16 protein-coding genes and 1 tRNA gene are annotated in these 17,373 nt (G+C 52.8%); 10 read left to right on the top strand and 7 right to left on the bottom strand.

Features of this window, described 5'->3' with window-relative positions; genetic code table 11:
- Positions 1-121 precede the first annotated feature (121 nt).
- The gene (locus BST81_RS23360) at positions 122-532 is read left to right on the top strand and encodes a 2TM domain-containing protein (RefSeq protein ID WP_075600930.1); all 411 of its coding nucleotides are present in this window, start codon (positions 122-124) and stop codon (positions 530-532) included.
- A gap of 33 nt (positions 533-565) precedes the next feature.
- On the opposite strand, the gene larC is transcribed toward BST81_RS23360, so the two are convergent.
- A complete protein-coding gene (gene larC, locus BST81_RS23355) occupies positions 566-2,062 on the bottom strand; it encodes a nickel pincer cofactor biosynthesis protein LarC (RefSeq protein WP_075600929.1) in 1,497 nt (498 codons plus the stop codon).
- A 50-nt stretch (positions 2,063-2,112) separates the two neighbouring features.
- Between larC and BST81_RS23350 the strand changes: the two genes are divergently transcribed.
- The 3 genes from BST81_RS23350 (at position 2,113) to BST81_RS23340 (ending at position 5,614) form a co-directional block, all read left to right on the top strand.
- Complete coding sequence (locus BST81_RS23350; protein WP_075600928.1) at positions 2,113-2,778, top strand: L-threonylcarbamoyladenylate synthase; 666 nt, start codon at positions 2,113-2,115, stop codon at positions 2,776-2,778.
- A gap of 121 nt (positions 2,779-2,899) precedes the next feature.
- Positions 2,900-4,162 (top strand): HetZ-related protein, encoded by a 1,263-nt coding sequence (locus tag BST81_RS23345; protein WP_075600965.1) that lies wholly within the window; start codon positions 2,900-2,902, stop codon positions 4,160-4,162.
- A gap of 42 nt (positions 4,163-4,204) precedes the next feature.
- A complete protein-coding gene (locus tag BST81_RS23340; protein ID WP_075600927.1) occupies positions 4,205-5,614 on the top strand; it encodes a hypothetical protein in 1,410 nt (469 codons plus the stop codon).
- 65 nt (positions 5,615-5,679) lie between these two features.
- On the opposite strand, the gene BST81_RS23335 is transcribed toward BST81_RS23340, so the two are convergent.
- The 5 genes from BST81_RS23335 to BST81_RS23315 all read right to left on the bottom strand — a co-directional run bounded on the left by BST81_RS23335 (position 5,680) and on the right by BST81_RS23315 (position 9,733).
- Entirely contained in the window at positions 5,680-6,567 is an 888-nt protein-coding gene (locus BST81_RS23335; RefSeq protein WP_075600926.1) for a hypothetical protein, read from the bottom strand.
- A 30-nt stretch (positions 6,568-6,597) separates the two neighbouring features.
- The gene (locus BST81_RS23330; protein ID WP_075600925.1) at positions 6,598-7,110 is read right to left on the bottom strand and encodes a hypothetical protein; all 513 of its coding nucleotides are present in this window, start codon (positions 7,108-7,110) and stop codon (positions 6,598-6,600) included.
- Positions 7,111-7,293: 183 nt separating this feature from the next.
- Positions 7,294-7,375 (bottom strand) — tRNA-Leu (locus BST81_RS23325).
- A 93-nt stretch (positions 7,376-7,468) separates the two neighbouring features.
- Complete coding sequence (locus BST81_RS23320; protein WP_075600924.1) at positions 7,469-8,536, bottom strand: adenosine deaminase; 1,068 nt, start codon at positions 8,534-8,536, stop codon at positions 7,469-7,471.
- A gap of 60 nt (positions 8,537-8,596) precedes the next feature.
- Positions 8,597-9,733, bottom strand: coding sequence for a glycosyltransferase (locus BST81_RS23315; RefSeq protein ID WP_075600923.1), 1,137 nt, complete (start codon positions 9,731-9,733; stop codon positions 8,597-8,599).
- A gap of 166 nt (positions 9,734-9,899) precedes the next feature.
- Between BST81_RS23315 and BST81_RS23310 the strand changes: the two genes are divergently transcribed.
- The 6 genes from BST81_RS23310 (at position 9,900) to folE (ending at position 15,681) form a co-directional block, all read left to right on the top strand.
- Complete coding sequence (locus BST81_RS23310) at positions 9,900-10,973, top strand: hypothetical protein (protein ID WP_075600922.1); 1,074 nt, start codon at positions 9,900-9,902, stop codon at positions 10,971-10,973.
- Between the two features lie 192 nt (positions 10,974-11,165).
- Positions 11,166-11,861, top strand: coding sequence for an aldehyde oxygenase (deformylating) (locus BST81_RS23305; protein ID WP_075600921.1), 696 nt, complete (start codon positions 11,166-11,168; stop codon positions 11,859-11,861).
- A gap of 47 nt (positions 11,862-11,908) precedes the next feature.
- A complete protein-coding gene (locus tag BST81_RS23300; protein WP_075600920.1) occupies positions 11,909-12,928 on the top strand; it encodes a long-chain acyl-[acyl-carrier-protein] reductase in 1,020 nt (339 codons plus the stop codon).
- Between the two features lie 111 nt (positions 12,929-13,039).
- The gene (locus BST81_RS23295) at positions 13,040-14,038 is read left to right on the top strand and encodes an acetyl-CoA carboxylase carboxyltransferase subunit alpha (protein ID WP_075600919.1); all 999 of its coding nucleotides are present in this window, start codon (positions 13,040-13,042) and stop codon (positions 14,036-14,038) included.
- A 129-nt stretch (positions 14,039-14,167) separates the two neighbouring features.
- A complete protein-coding gene (locus BST81_RS23290) occupies positions 14,168-14,893 on the top strand; it encodes an SDR family oxidoreductase (RefSeq protein WP_075600918.1) in 726 nt (241 codons plus the stop codon).
- 59 nt (positions 14,894-14,952) lie between these two features.
- Entirely contained in the window at positions 14,953-15,681 is a 729-nt protein-coding gene (folE, locus tag BST81_RS23285) for a GTP cyclohydrolase I FolE (RefSeq protein ID WP_075600917.1), read from the top strand.
- 394 nt (positions 15,682-16,075) lie between these two features.
- Here the strand turns inward: folE and BST81_RS23275 are convergent, their stop codons facing one another.
- Positions 16,076-17,251 carry a DNA double-strand break repair nuclease NurA gene (locus tag BST81_RS23275; protein WP_075600915.1) on the bottom strand — a complete coding sequence of 392 codons (1,176 nt, stop codon included), beginning with the start codon at positions 17,249-17,251 and terminating at the stop codon, positions 16,076-16,078.
- Positions 17,252-17,373 lie beyond the last annotated feature (122 nt).

Raw genomic sequence — 17,373 nt, 5'->3', positions numbered from 1 at the left:
AGAGAGGTATTCCGTTGACATATTCACTTAGTTGCATATAAACTAAAGACATATTCACTTAGTTGAATATGTTTTATCCCAGTCCCAGGCGTAAGCGGTGTCAATTTCAGGAGGACCCCCAATGGCTACTTTTAGATCGGAAGAGATTCAGCAAATTCTGGAGCGGGCCATGGCTCGCCAGCAAGATACGGAGTTTTCGGAGCAGCAGTTGCAAGATATGGCATCGGAGCTGGGCATCTCGGCCACTGCTCTGGAAGCAGCACGGCAGGAATGGCTTCAGGAAAGGAAGATTGTATACCAGCGGCAGGATGTCAGGACAGAACGGCAACGCAAGTTCCAGTCTCACCTGGCTAGTTACGTCCTGGTTAATACCTTTCTGATCTTGCTGAATCTAGTGACGACACCCAGATACTTCTGGGCCATTTACCCGCTACTGGGCTGGGGACTGGGATTGGGCTTCCATGCCTCCAGCGTTTATTTGGGCCGAGAGTTTATGGGGCCATGCCATCGTTCCCAGGACTCTATTTCCTAAGGGCCGGTTTCAGGGCAGCCAGGGGGACATCGTTCACACTGAATGCTGCCCATACCAGGCAGCCAGGGCCTGTCGGTGCACCTCGCGCCAGGGCAGGTTATGGGCCATGGCAATCTGGGCACAGTCTTCATACTCTGGCTGGACATTACAGAGGATTGTGCGGTCAGGACCGCTCCAGGCCACTTTTACCCGCACGGAACCGTAGGCCGTTGGCACCGATTGCAGTTCCCGCTCCAAAATCCTGCGGGTCTGGAGGGACTGGCGAATTCCCAGGGTACTGGTTTCCCTGAACAGGATGGCCTCGCAAGCGCCTACTTTGGCCGGATGACAAATGACGGTCAGCAAAATCCCTGGGCGGGATTTCTTCATGCCGATCGCCTGGGTGAACACATCCAGAGCCCCGGCTGTCCGGAGGGCTTCAAAGACATAGCCGATCGCCTGGGGATTGAGGTCGTCAATTTGAGTCTCCAGAACAGCCACGGTCTCTTGCATGGCCCCTGCCTGTTCTGATTGGGGCGGAGGATTGAGGTCAGCCTGGAGAGCAGATGGTCTAACGGTTCCGACATACTCTTCTCCCAGCCACAGGCGCAAAATATTGGGCATCTCCAATTGCCGATTGCCTGCCCCCAGACCCACCCGTTGCAGGGTCATGGGGGGGGGTGGCCCAAAGGCCGTGGCCAGGGTGGTGGCGATCGCGGCTCCCGTGGGGGTCACCAGTTCCCGCTCGATTCCGTTACTGTAAACGGGAACCTGGAACAGTTCCAGTAGTTTCAGGACGGCAGGTGTGGGAACTGGTAGACGACCGTGGGCTGCCCGAATAGTGCCGCCCCCAGTGGGGAGTGGGGCGCAGTAGAGGCGATCGATGCCCAGCCAATCCAATCCCAGACAGGTGCCGACAATATCCACGATGGCATCGGTGGCACCGACCTCATGGAAGTGCACCTGATCCGATGCCAGCCCATGTACAGATCCCTCGGCCCGGGCTAGATTCTGGAACACGGCCAGGCTCCAGGCTTCGGCCTGGGTAGGCAAACCTGCCGCCCGGATCATCTGCTCAATTTCTGGCAGGTGACGGGGGTGGGCCTGATCCCTATGGCTCAGGGGTTCGATCGGTGGATCGGCAGGACTGTGACTGTGACTGTGACTGTGACTGTGGCTGCTGGCATAAGCCTCACGGTGCTGGTGAGCGTGCTCGTGATGGGAATGCGGCGGATGTTTCTGGCCAGGTGTGCTCTGCGTAGTAGTCAGGGTGACAGTCGCAGCCTGATAATGATGAAACGTGGGATGAGTATCGACGCCTTCTTCGGTAGGCTGGTGTTCAGCATGACTCAACAGCAGGTCAACATGAACTTTGGTGGCCTGTTGGCCGTTGTGATGCTTTAATTCAGCCCGGAGCTGAAATTCGTCACCAATCCCGAGGAGGCTGAGTTTTTCCTGCAGATAGTCCAGGGGAACCCCTGCATGGACCAGTGCCCCCAAACACATATCACCAGCAATGCCGGTCGGACAGTCCAAATACGCAAGTTTCATTCACTTCAAAATTCAACGTTCAAAAATATTCACTCAAAAGTCAATTATCCATGGCGATTACTTACACTCTTCATCCCGAGACACCTCAGAGGCGCACTGTAGAGCAAATTCGGGATGCCCTGCAAGATGGGGCGGTGATGCTCTATCCCACTGATACAGTCTACGCGATCGGCTGTAGCCTCACCTCCAAATCGGCGATCGAACGGGTCCGCCAGATTAAACAACTTTCTAATGATAAGCCGCTGACCTTTTTGTGCCCCTCGCTGTCGAACATTGCCCACTATGCCCAGGTCACGGACCCGGCTTACCGCCTGATGAAACGGCTGATTCCGGGGCCTTACACCTTTCTGTTGCCCGCCACCAAGCTGGTTCCGAAGCTAGTCATGAGTCCGAAGCGGCGGACCACCGGGATCCGAGTCCCCGATCATCCCGTCTGTCTGGCCCTGCTGCAAGCCCTGGAAAATCCCATCATTTCGACCTCGGCCCGTCCAGTTCCCGAAGAGGATGAAATGGATGACCTGGATCTCGCTGTACCGATCGTGGTGGATCGAGCCGAACTGTTTGATCGCCTGGAAAAACTGGTTGACATTATGGTGGATGATGGTTCTGAGCCGACTTTTCAAGTTTCAACGATCCTGGATATGACTGGGGATGAACCGGTGGTTGTGCGTCGAGGTCAGGGTTGGGAAGCCCTGACGGAACGCTATATAAATTAAAAAGATGTCTCTTGCCTGTCAGCCCAACTGAGATGCAAGATAGGAGCAATGGGAACTTATTCCCTTCAACCAATCAGGGTGATTGTCTTGCTTTTGTCCCATCTACCGCGTGCACTACCCCATGAATCCCCAACCAGAGCGTTTCCCAGGCTCCACCAGTCAGGCATCGCCCAGTTCGGCTGAATCCCCGCAGAATTCCGACCCAGAACGGTCAGAAGCAGCTGGACGATCGGGCGATTTTGCGATGGAGAGCCAGGTTCTGGTCAGGGTGCTGACGGAGGATCTGCAGACAGAGCTGAATACTTCCCTGCAGAGTAGTCAAGCGGTCATCGGGCGCATTGCTCTGGAAGTAGAGCGGATTTGTAACAAAAGCGATCGCATCCAGACTTCTGGACAGATCCAGACCTGGCAACTGGCCTTAGCTCGTCATCGGCTACAAAAATGCATTGTTTATTACAAGCTGGGGTCCCGTCAGGGTCGGGTTGAGCTGCACAGTATGCTCAGCGCGATCGTCTATCGCTATGTTGCCCCCAGTCGGGCTCAGTTGGGCTTTCAGGCTCGCTACACCCTGATTGAGGATTTTCTGCAGGGGTTTTATGCCGAATCCCTCAAAGCTTTTCGGCGGGAGAATCAATTACCGGAAACCTACACCCCAAGAACCCGGCTGGAACTGGCGGAATACATGGCCTTTAGTGAGCAATACGCGAAGCGACGCATCACCATACCGGGCCGACGCAGTCAACAACTGATTGTGTTGCGGGTACAGGGGTTTGCCAATCGTCAGCCCCAGGAAACCACCCTGGATATTGAACTGGCAACCCAGACCCCCAGAGGGGAAGATGCCGAACTTCACAGTCGATCGCCAGTAATGCAACAACTCCGGGAACAATTGGCAGCCGATGCTCCCGATCCCACAGAGTCGGTTTTGCGCGATCGGGTAATTTCCGAGTTAGTCCAGTATCTGGAAGAACAGGGTCAGCCGGAATGTGTGGACTACCTCACCCTGAAACTGCAAGATCTCTCGGCTCCGGAGATTGACCACATTCTTGGCCTGACTCCTCGCCAGCGAGACTATCTGCAGCAACGCTTCAAATATCACGTTGAGAAATTTGCCCGTACCCAGCAATGGAAACTGGTGCACCAGTGGTTAGGTGCGGATGTGGACCAGAATCTGGGTCTTTCTCCCCGGCAGTGGGAGATCTTTTTACACCAGCTGACGCCGGAACAGCAACAACTCCTCCAGCTCAAGCGCAACCAGGCCAGCGACGAGGAAATTATTCGGGCGCTAAAATGTACGCCCAAACAAATGCAAAAGCGCTGGCAGCAATTGCTGGAGTCGGCCTGGCAGGTTCGGAATCAAAGTCCTGAAAGTCAGAAAGCCTGATAAGCTGATTTTGACTTTCATCACTGGTGGGGCGAGTTTTTTGTGCAACCCCAAACTTCTTCTAGCCTGAGCCGGCGGCAGGCACTCTGGTTTGAGCGAATTCTGGCCCTCTTTGCTGTGGCCAATTTGGGAATGGTCCTGTTTGATGTCAGCTATATTCCCTGGCGGGATCTCTACCTGCGTTATTTCCCGATCGTCACGACGGTCTACGATCCAGTGAAAGGCATTGAGCCGGAACGGGAAACTCAAAAGTATCTTGAAACGGTTGCTGAACTTGAAAAGCAGGTGACGGCCACTGGCTTGCAATCTTCTGAAGTAAAGCGTGATCTCAATCGCTTAGGGACGTTGAGCCGACGAATGATTTCAGAGAATCCCTTTCAGGTGGCCAACAAATCCGGGACACTAGCAAAAATCAAAAAGCGTATTCGAGAGCACATGAAACTGGAGTCAGCCACCGATTCCTTTCTGCGGTTCTGGAGCCAGGAGCATTTGACCCAGGAGAATTGGCAGGCGGAGATTGGCTTTTTCAATAGCCAGATTCGTCCCTTAATGGCCACCAATTACTATCGACCGATTGGGGAAAGTGGAGATTTTGTAGACTATTTCTTTCTGATTGACCTACCCTTTACCGTCCTGTTTGGGCTGGAATTTCTCGCCCGCACCTATATTTTGAGTCGCCGTCACCGGGGAGCTAGTTGGCTGGATGCCATCATCTGGCGCTGGTATGATTTGCTGTTGCTGGTTCCTTTCTGGCGCTGGGTCAGGGTGATTCCAGTTACCGTGCGCCTGCACCAGGCAGAAATCGTCAATATGAACCGAGTCCGGGATGAGTTCTACCACGGCCTTGCTTCAAACCTGGCCGGGGAGTTGAGTGAGATGATCGTGGTGCAGACGATCGGCCAGGTACAATCTGCTATCCAGCGCGGCGATATCACCAATCTCCTGTTCCGACCCCAGACACGCCGCTCCTATGTGGATATCAATAACGTTAATGAAGTGGAGGCGATCGCCCGTCAACTGGTCAATATGACGGTCTACGGGGTTCTCCCCAAGATCAAGCCTGAACTAGAGGCTATTTTAAGATATGCCATTCTCAGTGCTATGAAACAGGTGCCAGGCTATCAGGGATTGGAGCAGGTGCCAGGATTGGGTCAAATTCCTGCCCAACTGGTGGATCGGGCCGTAACCGAAGCGACCCAGGTAGCTTATCAGGCCCTGATTGCGTCTCTTGAAGATAAAACGGGTCTGGATCTGACCAACCAACTGGTGCAGAAGTTTTCCACGACTCTGGAGGTGCAATTGCGGGATCCCGAGAATATTCAACAGTTGCAGATCCTGCTCTCCGATCTACTGGAGGAACTGAAGCTCAACTATGTAAAACATCTGTCGGCAACTGACCTGCAAAAGATTGCTGAGGAAACCCGACGATTACAACGATTGCCCGGAACGTGATGGGAAAAACCACTTGTTAGAGACATTCCATAGAACGTCTCTAACAAGTGAGGGATTATCTGGGGTTAGATCTCCGCAACCGCCCGTTCCACCAGACGGCGGGCCAGGGTCTGGATACCAGTGTGTTCGTAGTAATTGGTACTGACATCCAGGAAGGCTCCCAGGTAATCCAGCTTATCGTCCGTGACTTCAATGAAGTTCCGTAAATTACCGACCACGTTCTCTGGTGTCAGCCCCTTGGAGCTGACAAAGTCCGTCATCCAACCCTGCACAGCATTAAAGCTATCACCAATGAAACTGAGCTGGCCAGCCGGACCTCCACCAGGAATTAGGGCATTAATGCGCTGGAAGGTTGGATTGTGCTGTAGGTCATCGGGAGTCAGGTTCGAGAAGTGGGACTGAATCTGGAGCAGAAAATCCGGCCCCAGGGGAACCAGACCATCGAAGCAGAGCAGGGCCACAATCCGCATCAGGGATTCCCCACTGTAATCCGCCAGGGAGCCGACGAAATCACCAATGCTATCGCCAGGAATGCCATTAATCTGGCAGAAGGCAACCAGTTCTCCCACCAGCTTCATGCAAAAGTCGATCGTCTGTGCTTTTTCAGCTTTCGGGGTCACTTTGTCCAAGAAGCCCAGTAGGGAAACCGCTTCGCCAACTTTATTGGCCATTGCGGCAGCACCCAGAGCCTTGTCGGTAAAGTCGATCGTCTGATAAATCCACAACGCATTCTGATAGCCCTGGGATTTATCGTTAAACAGATAGATAGCGCGCTCTCCAATTTGTTGGATCAACCCTTCATCCGTTTCCGCCGTCACCGTCCGAATGGTGTTCGTGAAGCCCACCACATTCTGCCACTGACCTGGAATCACAAAGTCCAGGGATTGCAGGGCAAACACAGTTAGGCCACTGGTTGGCAGTTCATCCACCAGTTCGAAAATAGATTTACTCATTTGAAGTTCCTCAGGTGATTGCAGTGATACTTACTTGAGCCGCGATAACCCATTCAAATCAAACTTCGAGATCCAGGTTTCCCGATCGCTCTTGGTAAAAGAGGGATCTCGGGATAAGACCTTCACCTGATACCGCTCAGCCACCAGCACACCAGTCGCGGTCTGCCCTTGATCCACAGCGGGATACCCGGAAATGGTGCGGGTGCTCTGCTTATACTTCTCAGCGGAAGCGGGGACGCTGATGGTATCCGAGATGGATAACATTGCCACATCCTTTCCTCCTTTCTTCAACTTTGCTTCGGCAAAGCCTTTCTTTTCCTGGGTGTAGACCCGCTCAAACCCTTCGCTGGGTTTTGGGAAAAACTTGTTGAAGCTGCCACCTGCTTCTGCTTTCTTGCTGACGGCCTGACCACTTTTCTGTTGAGTACTCTGTTGCTGTGCCTGGTCCCAGCGACTGGGAGCCTGCTCAGCACAACCGGTCACGAATAGAAGCAGGGCCATGCCCAAGGCAAAAAAGCCCCTGACGATCGCACGAGAATTCATCGCTGCTCCTCCTGGATAGCTACTGCAAACCGCAAACTGTTCATCAGGAACACATTCAATCCAGCCAAGAAAATCTTAAGGGGGACTGGGATGAACTGTAAATTCATTCCATGTAACTTTTTTCACCGTGATCCTAGGGCATTCTGATGGCTCAAGCATGCTCCTATTGGGCTATGTCAGTAATGCGGATGAAAGGACTTGAACCTTCACTCCGTGAGGAACCAGAACCTAAATCTGGCGCGTCTGCCAATTCCGCCACATCCGCTTGCTCTAACTGAACTATGATAGCAAAGCCCTCAAGAGAGTGGGCAAAATCAGGGGGAAAGCGCCTCCCCCTGAAGTCATAGGTCTTGTGACCTTAAGCTCTGGAACTAGCTGCCCTCAAGGGTTCATTTTCAGGATGCTCGACCTCCTCGGACTTCAGCAAGCCAGCCAGCAATGAGGCCGGACGTTGGCTGTAGGGCCAGGCAAAAGCATGGCGAAAAGCCGCATCCTGGCAGCTCTGGAGCTGCTTAAAGTCGATGATGTCGTAGGTCAGCAGGTTCTCATATTCGAATGGAAGACGGACATTGTGGAGCCCTGCATTGTCGGTGCAAATGGCCACATCCACCCCGGCCTCAAAACAGCGATCGAAGACGATCTTGAGTTGGCGAATATCCTCCAAAGTGCCCGTTTTGATATAGGTGGTTGGGCAGACTTCCAGGCATTGCCCCTGGCGCGCCAATTGTGGGAGTAGCTCTGGGTATTGCAACGGAATCTGGATGCCATGACCAATTCGCATCAGATGGGGTAAGAGCTCGGGATAGCACCCTTCCTTCGTTTCATAGAGGTGGCCAGTGGTATTCAGGCCCAGCGATCGGGCGTAGGCATACAGCTCGACAAATTCGTCCAATCGCTCCGCATAGTGGGCATCTCCACCTGCCAGATCGACAGCACAGACATATTGGCGGGATTGGGCGGCCAGATCAACGATCGCCCGGTTGACCTCGTAGGGGAGCCGGGAATGCATACACAGGATCTGGCTGGTGACGATCGGATACTCATGGGACTGACTGGCTTTGCCCACCACATTCACGATTTGGACCATCCGATCAATCCGCTCTGATTGGTCCAGGTGTTCGGGGGTCCGGAGATAGGGGGTATAGCGGAGTTCCAGGTAGGCCAGGTTCTCAAACACACAGGCCCCTCGAATTAACCGATAAATGAAGTAGGGGAGTGCCCCTGCTGTTTGCACCCGCTCAACCAGAGTATGTAACTCCAGGTATTCGTCTAAGGTGTTGCGCGATCGGGTGTAAAAGGATTCAAAGTCAGGATAGTTGGGAAACCGTTCCGCCAGAATGGTATCATTCCGATGGAAGTATCTCCAGAGAATGCGGGGAACAACCGATCCCCCTAAATGACGGTGTAATTCAGCGTGTAATGCCATAAGGATCAGGAGGTAGTTTTAGGGTGAACATCATTCCCTCCTCTACCCTAACACTCCGATTTAAACATCTCCGGTGGGGTGAGTCCATTTCACCCGATGGTCATCTAGAGCCTGGGCGATAAACCATTCCAGCTTAGAGATGAACCCGGTATCGGCAAATTCTTCCGCCCGTTCAATGCAGGCTAGGGCGGAGAAACGAAGACGCTCAAATGCTTCAATTTTTTGGCACAAGGATTCTACAGTGGGCTGTTGAAACAACAGACCGGTGCGGAAGTCCAGCACTACTTCTCGCATACCACAGCGGCCACAGGCAATCACCGGTATCCCATGCCCCATCGCTTCGACAGGGGCAATGCCAAAGTCTGCGTCGGGGCAGGGGTAGAGAAATGCCTTGGCATTGGCATAGACTTCGACCCGATCTTGGATGGCTTGGGGAGACAGAATCTGAATGGTTGGTCCTGCGATCGCCCGCAGCCGATCAGCCTCACGCCCCTCGCCAATCACCCAGAGGGGGAGGTTGAGCTGGTTGCAGGCCAGGATGGCCAGGTCTACCCGCTGTTCCGGAACTAAAGGCCCCATGTACAGATAGTAGCGATCGCCCGCCTCTCCCCGACCCCGAATCGCCACGGGCGGTGGAATGACTTCGGCGGTGCGGCGGTAGTACTTGCCAATCCGACGGGCCACCGCCTGGGAATTTGTGACAAACCGATCCACCCGCTGGGCGGCATAAAAGTCGTACTGGCGTAAAGCGGTCTGTAACCCGTGGCGGCACCAATGTTGGGCCGGATGGGCCAGATGGTGTTGGGAGGCTTCCCAGAGATACCGGGGCGGGGTGTGGCAATAGCTGATGTGGAGGGTTTCCGTGCGAGTCAGGACCGATTTCCCGAGGAAGTTCCCAGAAGAAGAAATCACCAGATCGAAGGCAGATAAATCCAATCGTTCCCAGAGGTAGGGCAGGCAGGCTTTATAGACAGACCGATAGCGGACCAGGGCCAGCAAACTTTTGCTGCCGGTGAGGGGTCGGAGATCCCAATCGGCAAACCGGTCTGCTGCCGTTCCCAGGCTTCGTTTATCCACAAAAGCAGTATAGACAGGGGCCTCCGGATAGAGTCGGTGCAATGCTTCCAAAACCTGCTCTGCATCGCCGTACTCACACAAACAGTCATGGACGATCGCGACATGGGGACGGGTTGACATGGGTCCTGCAGAGATAGGGAAAAGCATGGCATGATAATCCATACCGATTCAAAATCAGGCTTCATCGTTTGCTGCCTACGCGGCCCTGCCTGCAACGTCTGCAGGGGAAGGATGCGGTGAGAACAGGATTCAAATCGGTATCCGCTACCACTGTAAAAGGTTTTTGATGCTTCAGGCACCAGAGTTTTTTTCGGATATTGCTGCTGCGGCAGATGGGGAAGAGGTAGACCTGAGTGTCAGCCTGCCCGATCCAGAGGATGACCGGATTTCGGAGCCCGAATTTCAACAGCAGGTGGAAACAGCCTGGCAGGTCTGCGATCGCTTTGATCTGCAAACGGATATCTGGCGAGGACGGATTTTGCGGGCTGTGCGCGATCGGGAAAAGCAACAGGGAGAGGGACGGGGCACCGGTTTTTTGAACTGGTTGCGCGATCGGGAAATTACCAAAAGTCAGGCTTATTCCTGGATTGAGCTGGCCAACAGTGCGGATACGTTGCTGGAGAATGGATTTCTGGAATCCAGTGCCATTAATCGCTTCAGCAAGCGGGCCTTCGTGGAGACAGCCCAGGCTCCCCCTGAAGTCCAGCAGATGATCTGTGACCTAGCCCAGGAACAGGAGGACTCTGCCAGCCCACGACGGATTACTCGAAGAGAAGTGCGACAGTTGGCCGATGAGTGGACGGCCCTGGCCTCTGACCTGCTCCCCGAAGAAATTCGAGAGAAAGCGGCCACCAATGTCATTCCAACGCGCTATGTGGCCCCTTTCGTCCGGGAGATGGAGAAATTACCGGAACCCCATCAGGTAGAACTGCGGCGAGCCGTTGCGGCTGACCCGTCTGTCGATAATCTAAAACAGGTCACTGCTGAAGCCCGCTACCTGGCCCGCTATCTGGCCGCTGCTGTCCAGGTTCAGACCCTTGACCAAGCTGGCCTGAATCTGGAGGCGGCCTTGGAAGAAGCCCTGCGACTGGGTTGCCTGAATGGGGTCGCGGATTTGGTCAACCATGCCTCCCAACTGGAGCAGACCACCACTCGCCTCTATACCCTGTGGAAGCGTCTGATTGCTCTGGCCGATCGCCTCTATCTGGATAGTGGAGCCAGCACTCCCCATCTACGATCGCTCCTGGAGGCTTTAGGCCCCCTCTCAGGGGACACGATTCAGGTTCGGTTCGGTAACCTGGAGACAGCCCGTGAAATTCGGCTCCAGGTTCTTGATGACGGGTATAGCGAACTTAAATAGCACGATCGTTGTAGAATCTATGGGTTTTTTAGTAAATTCGTTACTTGAAACCAGGTAGAGTATCTTTAGATTATGAAATATTAAGCTCTCTATAACGACTCTAACTTTTCTTTTCTTTCAGGAATAAGTCATTCCTGTTTTCATCCTGGTTCACGTCCACCTAAACAAGACACTCAATTCAGTAGGAGACCTATGCAGCAGCTTGAGGCCGTTTCGGAAATTGACTTCCAGAGTGACAGTTACAAAGATGCCTACAGTCGTATTAATGCGATCGTGATTGAGGGCGAACAGGAAGCAAACGAGAATTACATCAAATTGGCAGAGCTGCTGCCGGATTCCAAAGACCAGTTGATTGGCCTGTCTAAGATGGAGATCCGGCACAAAAAAGGGTTTGAGGCTTGTGGTCGGAATCTGAAGGTTACCCCTGATCTGGACTTTGCGCGCCAATTCTTTGCTGACCTGCATCAGAACTTTCAGCAAGCTGCAGATGAAAACAAGATTGTCACCTGTCTACTCATTCAGGCCCTGATTATTGAGTGTTTTGCGATTGCCGCCTACAACATTTACATTCCTGTCGCAGATGACTTTGCCCGTAAGATTACGGAGGGTGTGGTCAAGGATGAATATAGCCATCTGAACTTTGGTGAGGAATGGTTGAAGGCAAACTTCGAGGTGTCTAAAGCGGAACTGGAAGAAGCCAATCGTCAAAATCTTCCCCTGGTTTGGCGGATGTTGAATCAGGTGGAAGCGGATGCGTCTATCCTGGGGATGGACAAAGAAGCCCTGGTTGAAGACTTTATGATCCAGTACGGCGAAGCATTGAGTAATATTGGCTTTACGAACCGGGATATTATGAGAATGTCAGCTCACGGTCTGGCCGCTGCTTAGTGATTTTCGTTGCCTTTTGGTTTTAACCTACAAACGTACCTAGCTTCATGTTTGGTTTAATTGGTCATCTCACCAGTTTGCAACATGCTCAGTCTGTTGCCAGAGAACTGGGCTATCCGGAATATGCAGATCAGGGCCTGGACTTCTGGTGCAGTGCCCCTCCCCAAATCGTTGATACCATCAAAGTTACCAGTGTCACCGGTCAAACGATCGAGGGCCGATATGTTGAGTCTTGTTTTTTGCCAGAAATGCTGGCAACTCGGAGAATCAAGGCGTCAACTCGTAAAATTATCAATGCCATGGCCCATGCTCAGAAGCATGGAATTAATATCACGGCTCTGGGTGGCTTTTCCTCCATCATCTTCGAAAACTTCAACCTCCAGCAAATTCGGCAGGTCCGGAATGTCATGCTGGAATTTGAGCGGTTCACAACGGGTAATACCCATACCGCCTATGTCATCTGTCGCCAGTTGGAGCAGGCCGCGCCCCTTCTGGGGATTGAACTCTCGAAAGCCACAGTGGCAGTTTGTGGAGCAACCGGGGATATCGGGAGTGCTATCTGTCGTTGGTTGGATACTCGTACGGATGTGGCTGAACTGTTGTTGATTGCCCGGAATCAGGAGCGGCTGCAAAATCTTCAGGATGAACTGGGCCGGGGCAAAATTCTAGCCCTGGAAGAAGCCCTGCCCCAGGCCGATATTGTGATCTGGGTTGCCAGTATGCCCAGAGGTATTGAAATTGACCCCACAACGCTGAAGCAGCCCTGTCTTTTAATTGATGGGGGCTATCCCAAGAATCTGGGCATGAAAATTCAACATCCTGGTGTTGTGGTTCTCAATGGTGGCATTGTTGAGCACTCCCTGGATATTGAGTGGCGGATCATGCAAATCGTTAATATGGAGGTACCGGCTCGTCAGCTTTTTGCTTGCTTTGCCGAATCCATGTTGCTGGAGTTTGAGAAGTGGTACACCAACTTCTCCTGGGGGCGGAACCAGATTACTGTGGAAAAAATGGACCAAATTGGGCAGGTTTCTGTAAAACATGGCTTCAGACCTTTACTAGTCTGAGGCTTTTGCGTCATGAATTTTGAATTTTGAATCCGTCCCTGATTCAAAATTCAAAATGTCCTGGAGATAAGGACAACGCCCTACAACATTCAAAATTCAAAAGTTTCTGAAATGGCAACCACCGAACGTAAGCCCATCCTGCTTGACTTTGAAAAGCCCTTGGCGGAGCTGGAAAACCGGATCGCTCAAATTCGGGAACTGGCTGAAGAAAACGATGTTGATGTCTCTGACCAGATTCGCCAGCTTGAGGCCAGAGCCATGCAGCTCCGTCAGGAGATTTTTGGGAGTCTGACCCCTGCCCAGCGATTGCAGGTGGCCCGGCATCCCCGTCGGCCTAGCACGCTGGATTATATTCAGGCCATCACGGATGAGTGGATGGAACTGCATGGCGATCGTGGGGGAGCAGATGATCCGGCTTTGGTGGGGGGGGTGGCCCGTCTGGCTGGTCAGCCCGTGGTTATGCTGGGCCATCAGAAAGGTCGAGATACGAAAGATAATGTGACACGACGCTTCGGCATGGCCTCGCCGGGAGGCTACCGCAAGGCCATGCGGTTGATGGAGCATGCCCATCGCTTTCACATGCCCATTTTTACCTTCATTGATACACCCGGCGCCTGGGCTGGTCTGGAAGCTGAACAGTTGGGCCAGGGCGAAGCGATCGCCTTTAACCTGCGGGAAATGTTTCGCCTGGATGTGCCAATTATCTGTACAGTCATTGGCGAGGGCGGGTCCGGTGGAGCCCTGGGAATTGGTGTGGGCGATCGCTTGCTGATGTTTGAACACTCTGTTTACACTGTGGCCAGTCCTGAAGCCTGTGCTTCTATCCTCTGGAAAGACGCAGCCAGAGCGCCTCAGGCGGCAGAAGCCTTAAAAATCACAGCGATAGACCTGAAGCAATTGGGGATTCTGGATCGTATTCTGCCAGAACCGATCGGAGGAGCCCATGGGAATCCGCTTCAGGCAACTGCTATCTTGAAGGAAGCATTGCTGCAAAATCTGGCAGAACTCACCGTTTTAAGCAAACAGGAGCTGAGGGAACAGCGCTATCAGAAATTTCGCAAAATTGGCCTGTTTATCGAAACCAATCAACCTGTCAGTCTGGCCAGATAGTTCGCAAGAGTAATCCTCAACCATACCTGGACATTTGAGTTTCTCCAAGTGATATAATTAATACGTTACATATTTTTACAATCCTCTTAATTTTTTCCCGCCCTCTGGCTGAGAGGTTAATTCACTTTCATGACTCCCCAGACTGAACGTCTTGCTCTAATTACGGGAGCAAGCAGCGGAATCGGCAGGGCTACGGCTCTTGCATTTGCCCAAGCTGGAATTAACCTGGTTTTGGTTGGTCGTTCTCAGTCCAGGCTGGAGGCTGTAGCCGCCGAGGCAACTCAGGTGGGTGTACAGGCTAAAGCTTATTCCCTTGATCTAGCAGTACTCGCTCATGTCTCTGAGCAGATCAGCAAGATCGCTGACGATTTTGGACCGATCGAGATTCTGGTGAACAATGCTGGCATGGGTTATACCGGTGCCTTGGCGGATACGCCCCTGGCAGACTGGCAGCGGGTTATTGACCTGAATTTGACCAGTGTTTTCCAGTGTATCCAGGGAATTCTGCCCCAGATGCGAGCTCATCGCCGGGGAACCATTATCAATGTGGCATCGATTGCCGCCCATCAGGTTTTTCCCCAGTGGGGAGCTTATTGCGTCAGTAAGTTTGGCCTGTTAGCGCTTTCTAAAACCCTGGCTGCTGAGGAACGGAGCTTTGGGATTCGGGTTGTAACCATCAGTCCTGGTTCAGTGAATACCCCCATCTGGGATACCGCTACTGTGCAGGCAGATTTCGATCGCTCTTTAATGTTGACGCCAGAAATTGTTGCCCAATCGATTTTACATGTAGCTCTCATGCCTGAACAGGCTGTCGTTGATGAGCTGATTCTCATGCCGAATAGCGGCACATTTTAGTTTAACCGTGTCCCTGTTGACTTGCATTGACAGAAACTTCAACCTAACGCACACATCTTATGACTATCGCTTATAACGGCTCGAATGGTTCATCCAGTCCTTCGAACGGCTCCTCCAGCAATAAACTGACTAAGAGCGTGGCCATTCCCCAGGTCCGGCCCGATCGCAATACCCTTAATGGGGTTCAGGAACCCAAGATTCACCCTCCTTCTGATGTCTCCGATGAAGAGATGATGGCATCGGTTCGGACCATGTTGTTGGGAGTTGGTGAAGACCCCGATCGGGAAGGGTTGTTGAAGACACCCAAGCGAGTCGCTGAGGCTATGCGATTCCTGACCAGTGGGTACAACCAATCTCTGGATGAACTGGTCAATGGAGCCATTTTTGATGAAGGCCATAATGAAATGGTTCTGGTGAGAGATATCAATGTGTTTAGCCTTTGCGAACACCACATGCTGCCTTTTATGGGTAAAGCTCATGTGGCTTATATCCCCAACCAAAAGGTGGTGGGCCTGAGTAAGCTAGCTCGGATTGTGGAAATGTATTCCCGGCGCTTACAGGTTCAGGAGCGGCTGACCCGCCAGATTGCTGAGGCGGTCCAGACCATTCTGGAGCCTCAGGGGGTTGCGGTGGTAATGGAGGCTACCCACATGTGTATGGTCATGCGAGGGGTGCAAAAGCCAGGGTCCTGGACTGTAACCAGCGCTATGCTGGGTGCTTTCCAAGCCGATTCCCGAACCCGGGAAGAATTCCTCAACCTGATTCGCCATCAACCTGCCTTTTTCTAAGGACTTTGTATTGTACAGCGTGGCGCTGTCAGCGGGTGTGTGAAAAGAGGGTCGCAGTTCACTTTTCACACACCCCTCAAGTCATATCAAATCAGCTTGCATCATCGTGACTTGCATCATTGTGATGTGAAAGGGAGGGCTAAATTCCCTGGCCTTCAGATTTCTAGTCATTATTTTTAGAATCGATATCAGGTTATCAATCTTTAAAGATCGTACTAAGGTGTAAATTTTTATAAAAAAAACGATTGTCTTTCTTGTTACAATCTTTTCTGGAGAAGGGAATGATAACCTTGTGCCCGCTGCAAGTATGGGAACGCGCAGTCTGGCTTCCTCCAATTGAAAGACAACGTGGTTACTGATTCAAGTCGGCTCCTCAACAAGCCGACTTTTTTGTTCAAGCAATACTGCCTCGCTTCCGAGTTTCTTTGTAGGAAGGGCCAATATTTCTCAGGCCAGTCCGAATCATTTGTTGTTCCAGGAGCGCAAAAAAACGGGCCCGATCGCCGCCCCGCACGACAGCCTGGTTATGGGCTTCAGCCAGAGTCACCGGATAACCATACCCCTTTTGCACCTGCGTTAAAGCCAAACTGAGGGCCGTCTGCAAGAGAGTCGCCTCTGCAGCAACCCAGGCTGGAAATTCGATGCGGGCAATTTCATGGCCCACATGGACGTAGCAGAAGTACACCCGATGTGGCCCGTACAGGTCCAGAATCCGAGCTGCACTACTCCAGATCGGACTGCGCTGACCGGGCTTCAGCAACGTCGCCCAAAAGGCTGTGTCTTTGAGTGGGTCCAGCACCTGGCAGGGAGCCCGATCGGTCTGACCGGGACAATGGGTGGCACAGTCCGGTTCCCCATAAGGACAAGCCTTGAGCCGCAGAAAGTTCAGACTTTCCCCACTGCGCGACGCGCTCAGATAGCCCACCAGCGGCACGTTGGCCTGTTGCAACTGCTCCCAGGCCTGCAGGATGGGGAGCAGAATACGATCGCGCGCCTCTGCTGGGATGGATTCCAGAAACCAGTAAATCAGGGAGCCATCGACCATGGCCAGGGTTGGGGAGGGGGGAGAGGCGGAAGAGGCCAGCTCTGCCAGGGCAACGGCCTCCGACACCGTGCGCTGGTAGCCCATCCATTCTTCCGTTCGCAGGCCCCACTGCCGACAGGTATAAAGGTCTTCTGGGCGATAAAACACCTCAGGCCGACTATCCATGAGGGGATACCGATTCTGCCCATAGTGCAGCACCACCCGGCCAACATTAATCAGATAACAATAGGCAATTTCATGATGACTGGGGGCAATCTGGGATCCATCTGTCGCGATTACGGTGTGGCAGGCAGGCGCTGCATCGAGATCAATGCGAGTTGCCAGAGGTTCGATCGGGATGGCCGCAGAGAAGCCGAGACGATCGCGCCAGGTTTCTTGCATTTGTACCAGATGCGCCTGTTGCTCACCGACCTGGGCCAACAAGCGCTGGGCTAGCTCCAGGCGTTGTCGGGTTGCGGTCGCTTCCTGGGTGAGATGCTGGCTGATGCCCTGCATTTGCTGGGCAATTTGAGTAAGGTCAAGCATAGAGAGAAAACGGGTCGAAATGGGGCTATAGACCTGCCCTATATTGACAGTATATTTGTTCTATGGCAAATGATATTGAACTGGGGTGAGGGAATTGGCCCTACTACCCTTGTGCCTTACCT

The organism is Leptolyngbya sp. 'hensonii' (assembly GCF_001939115.1).
GTDB lineage: Bacteria > Cyanobacteriota > Cyanobacteriia.
The sequence above is the reverse complement of the archived record's forward strand: the minus strand, read 5'-3'. Positions and strand labels throughout refer to the sequence as shown.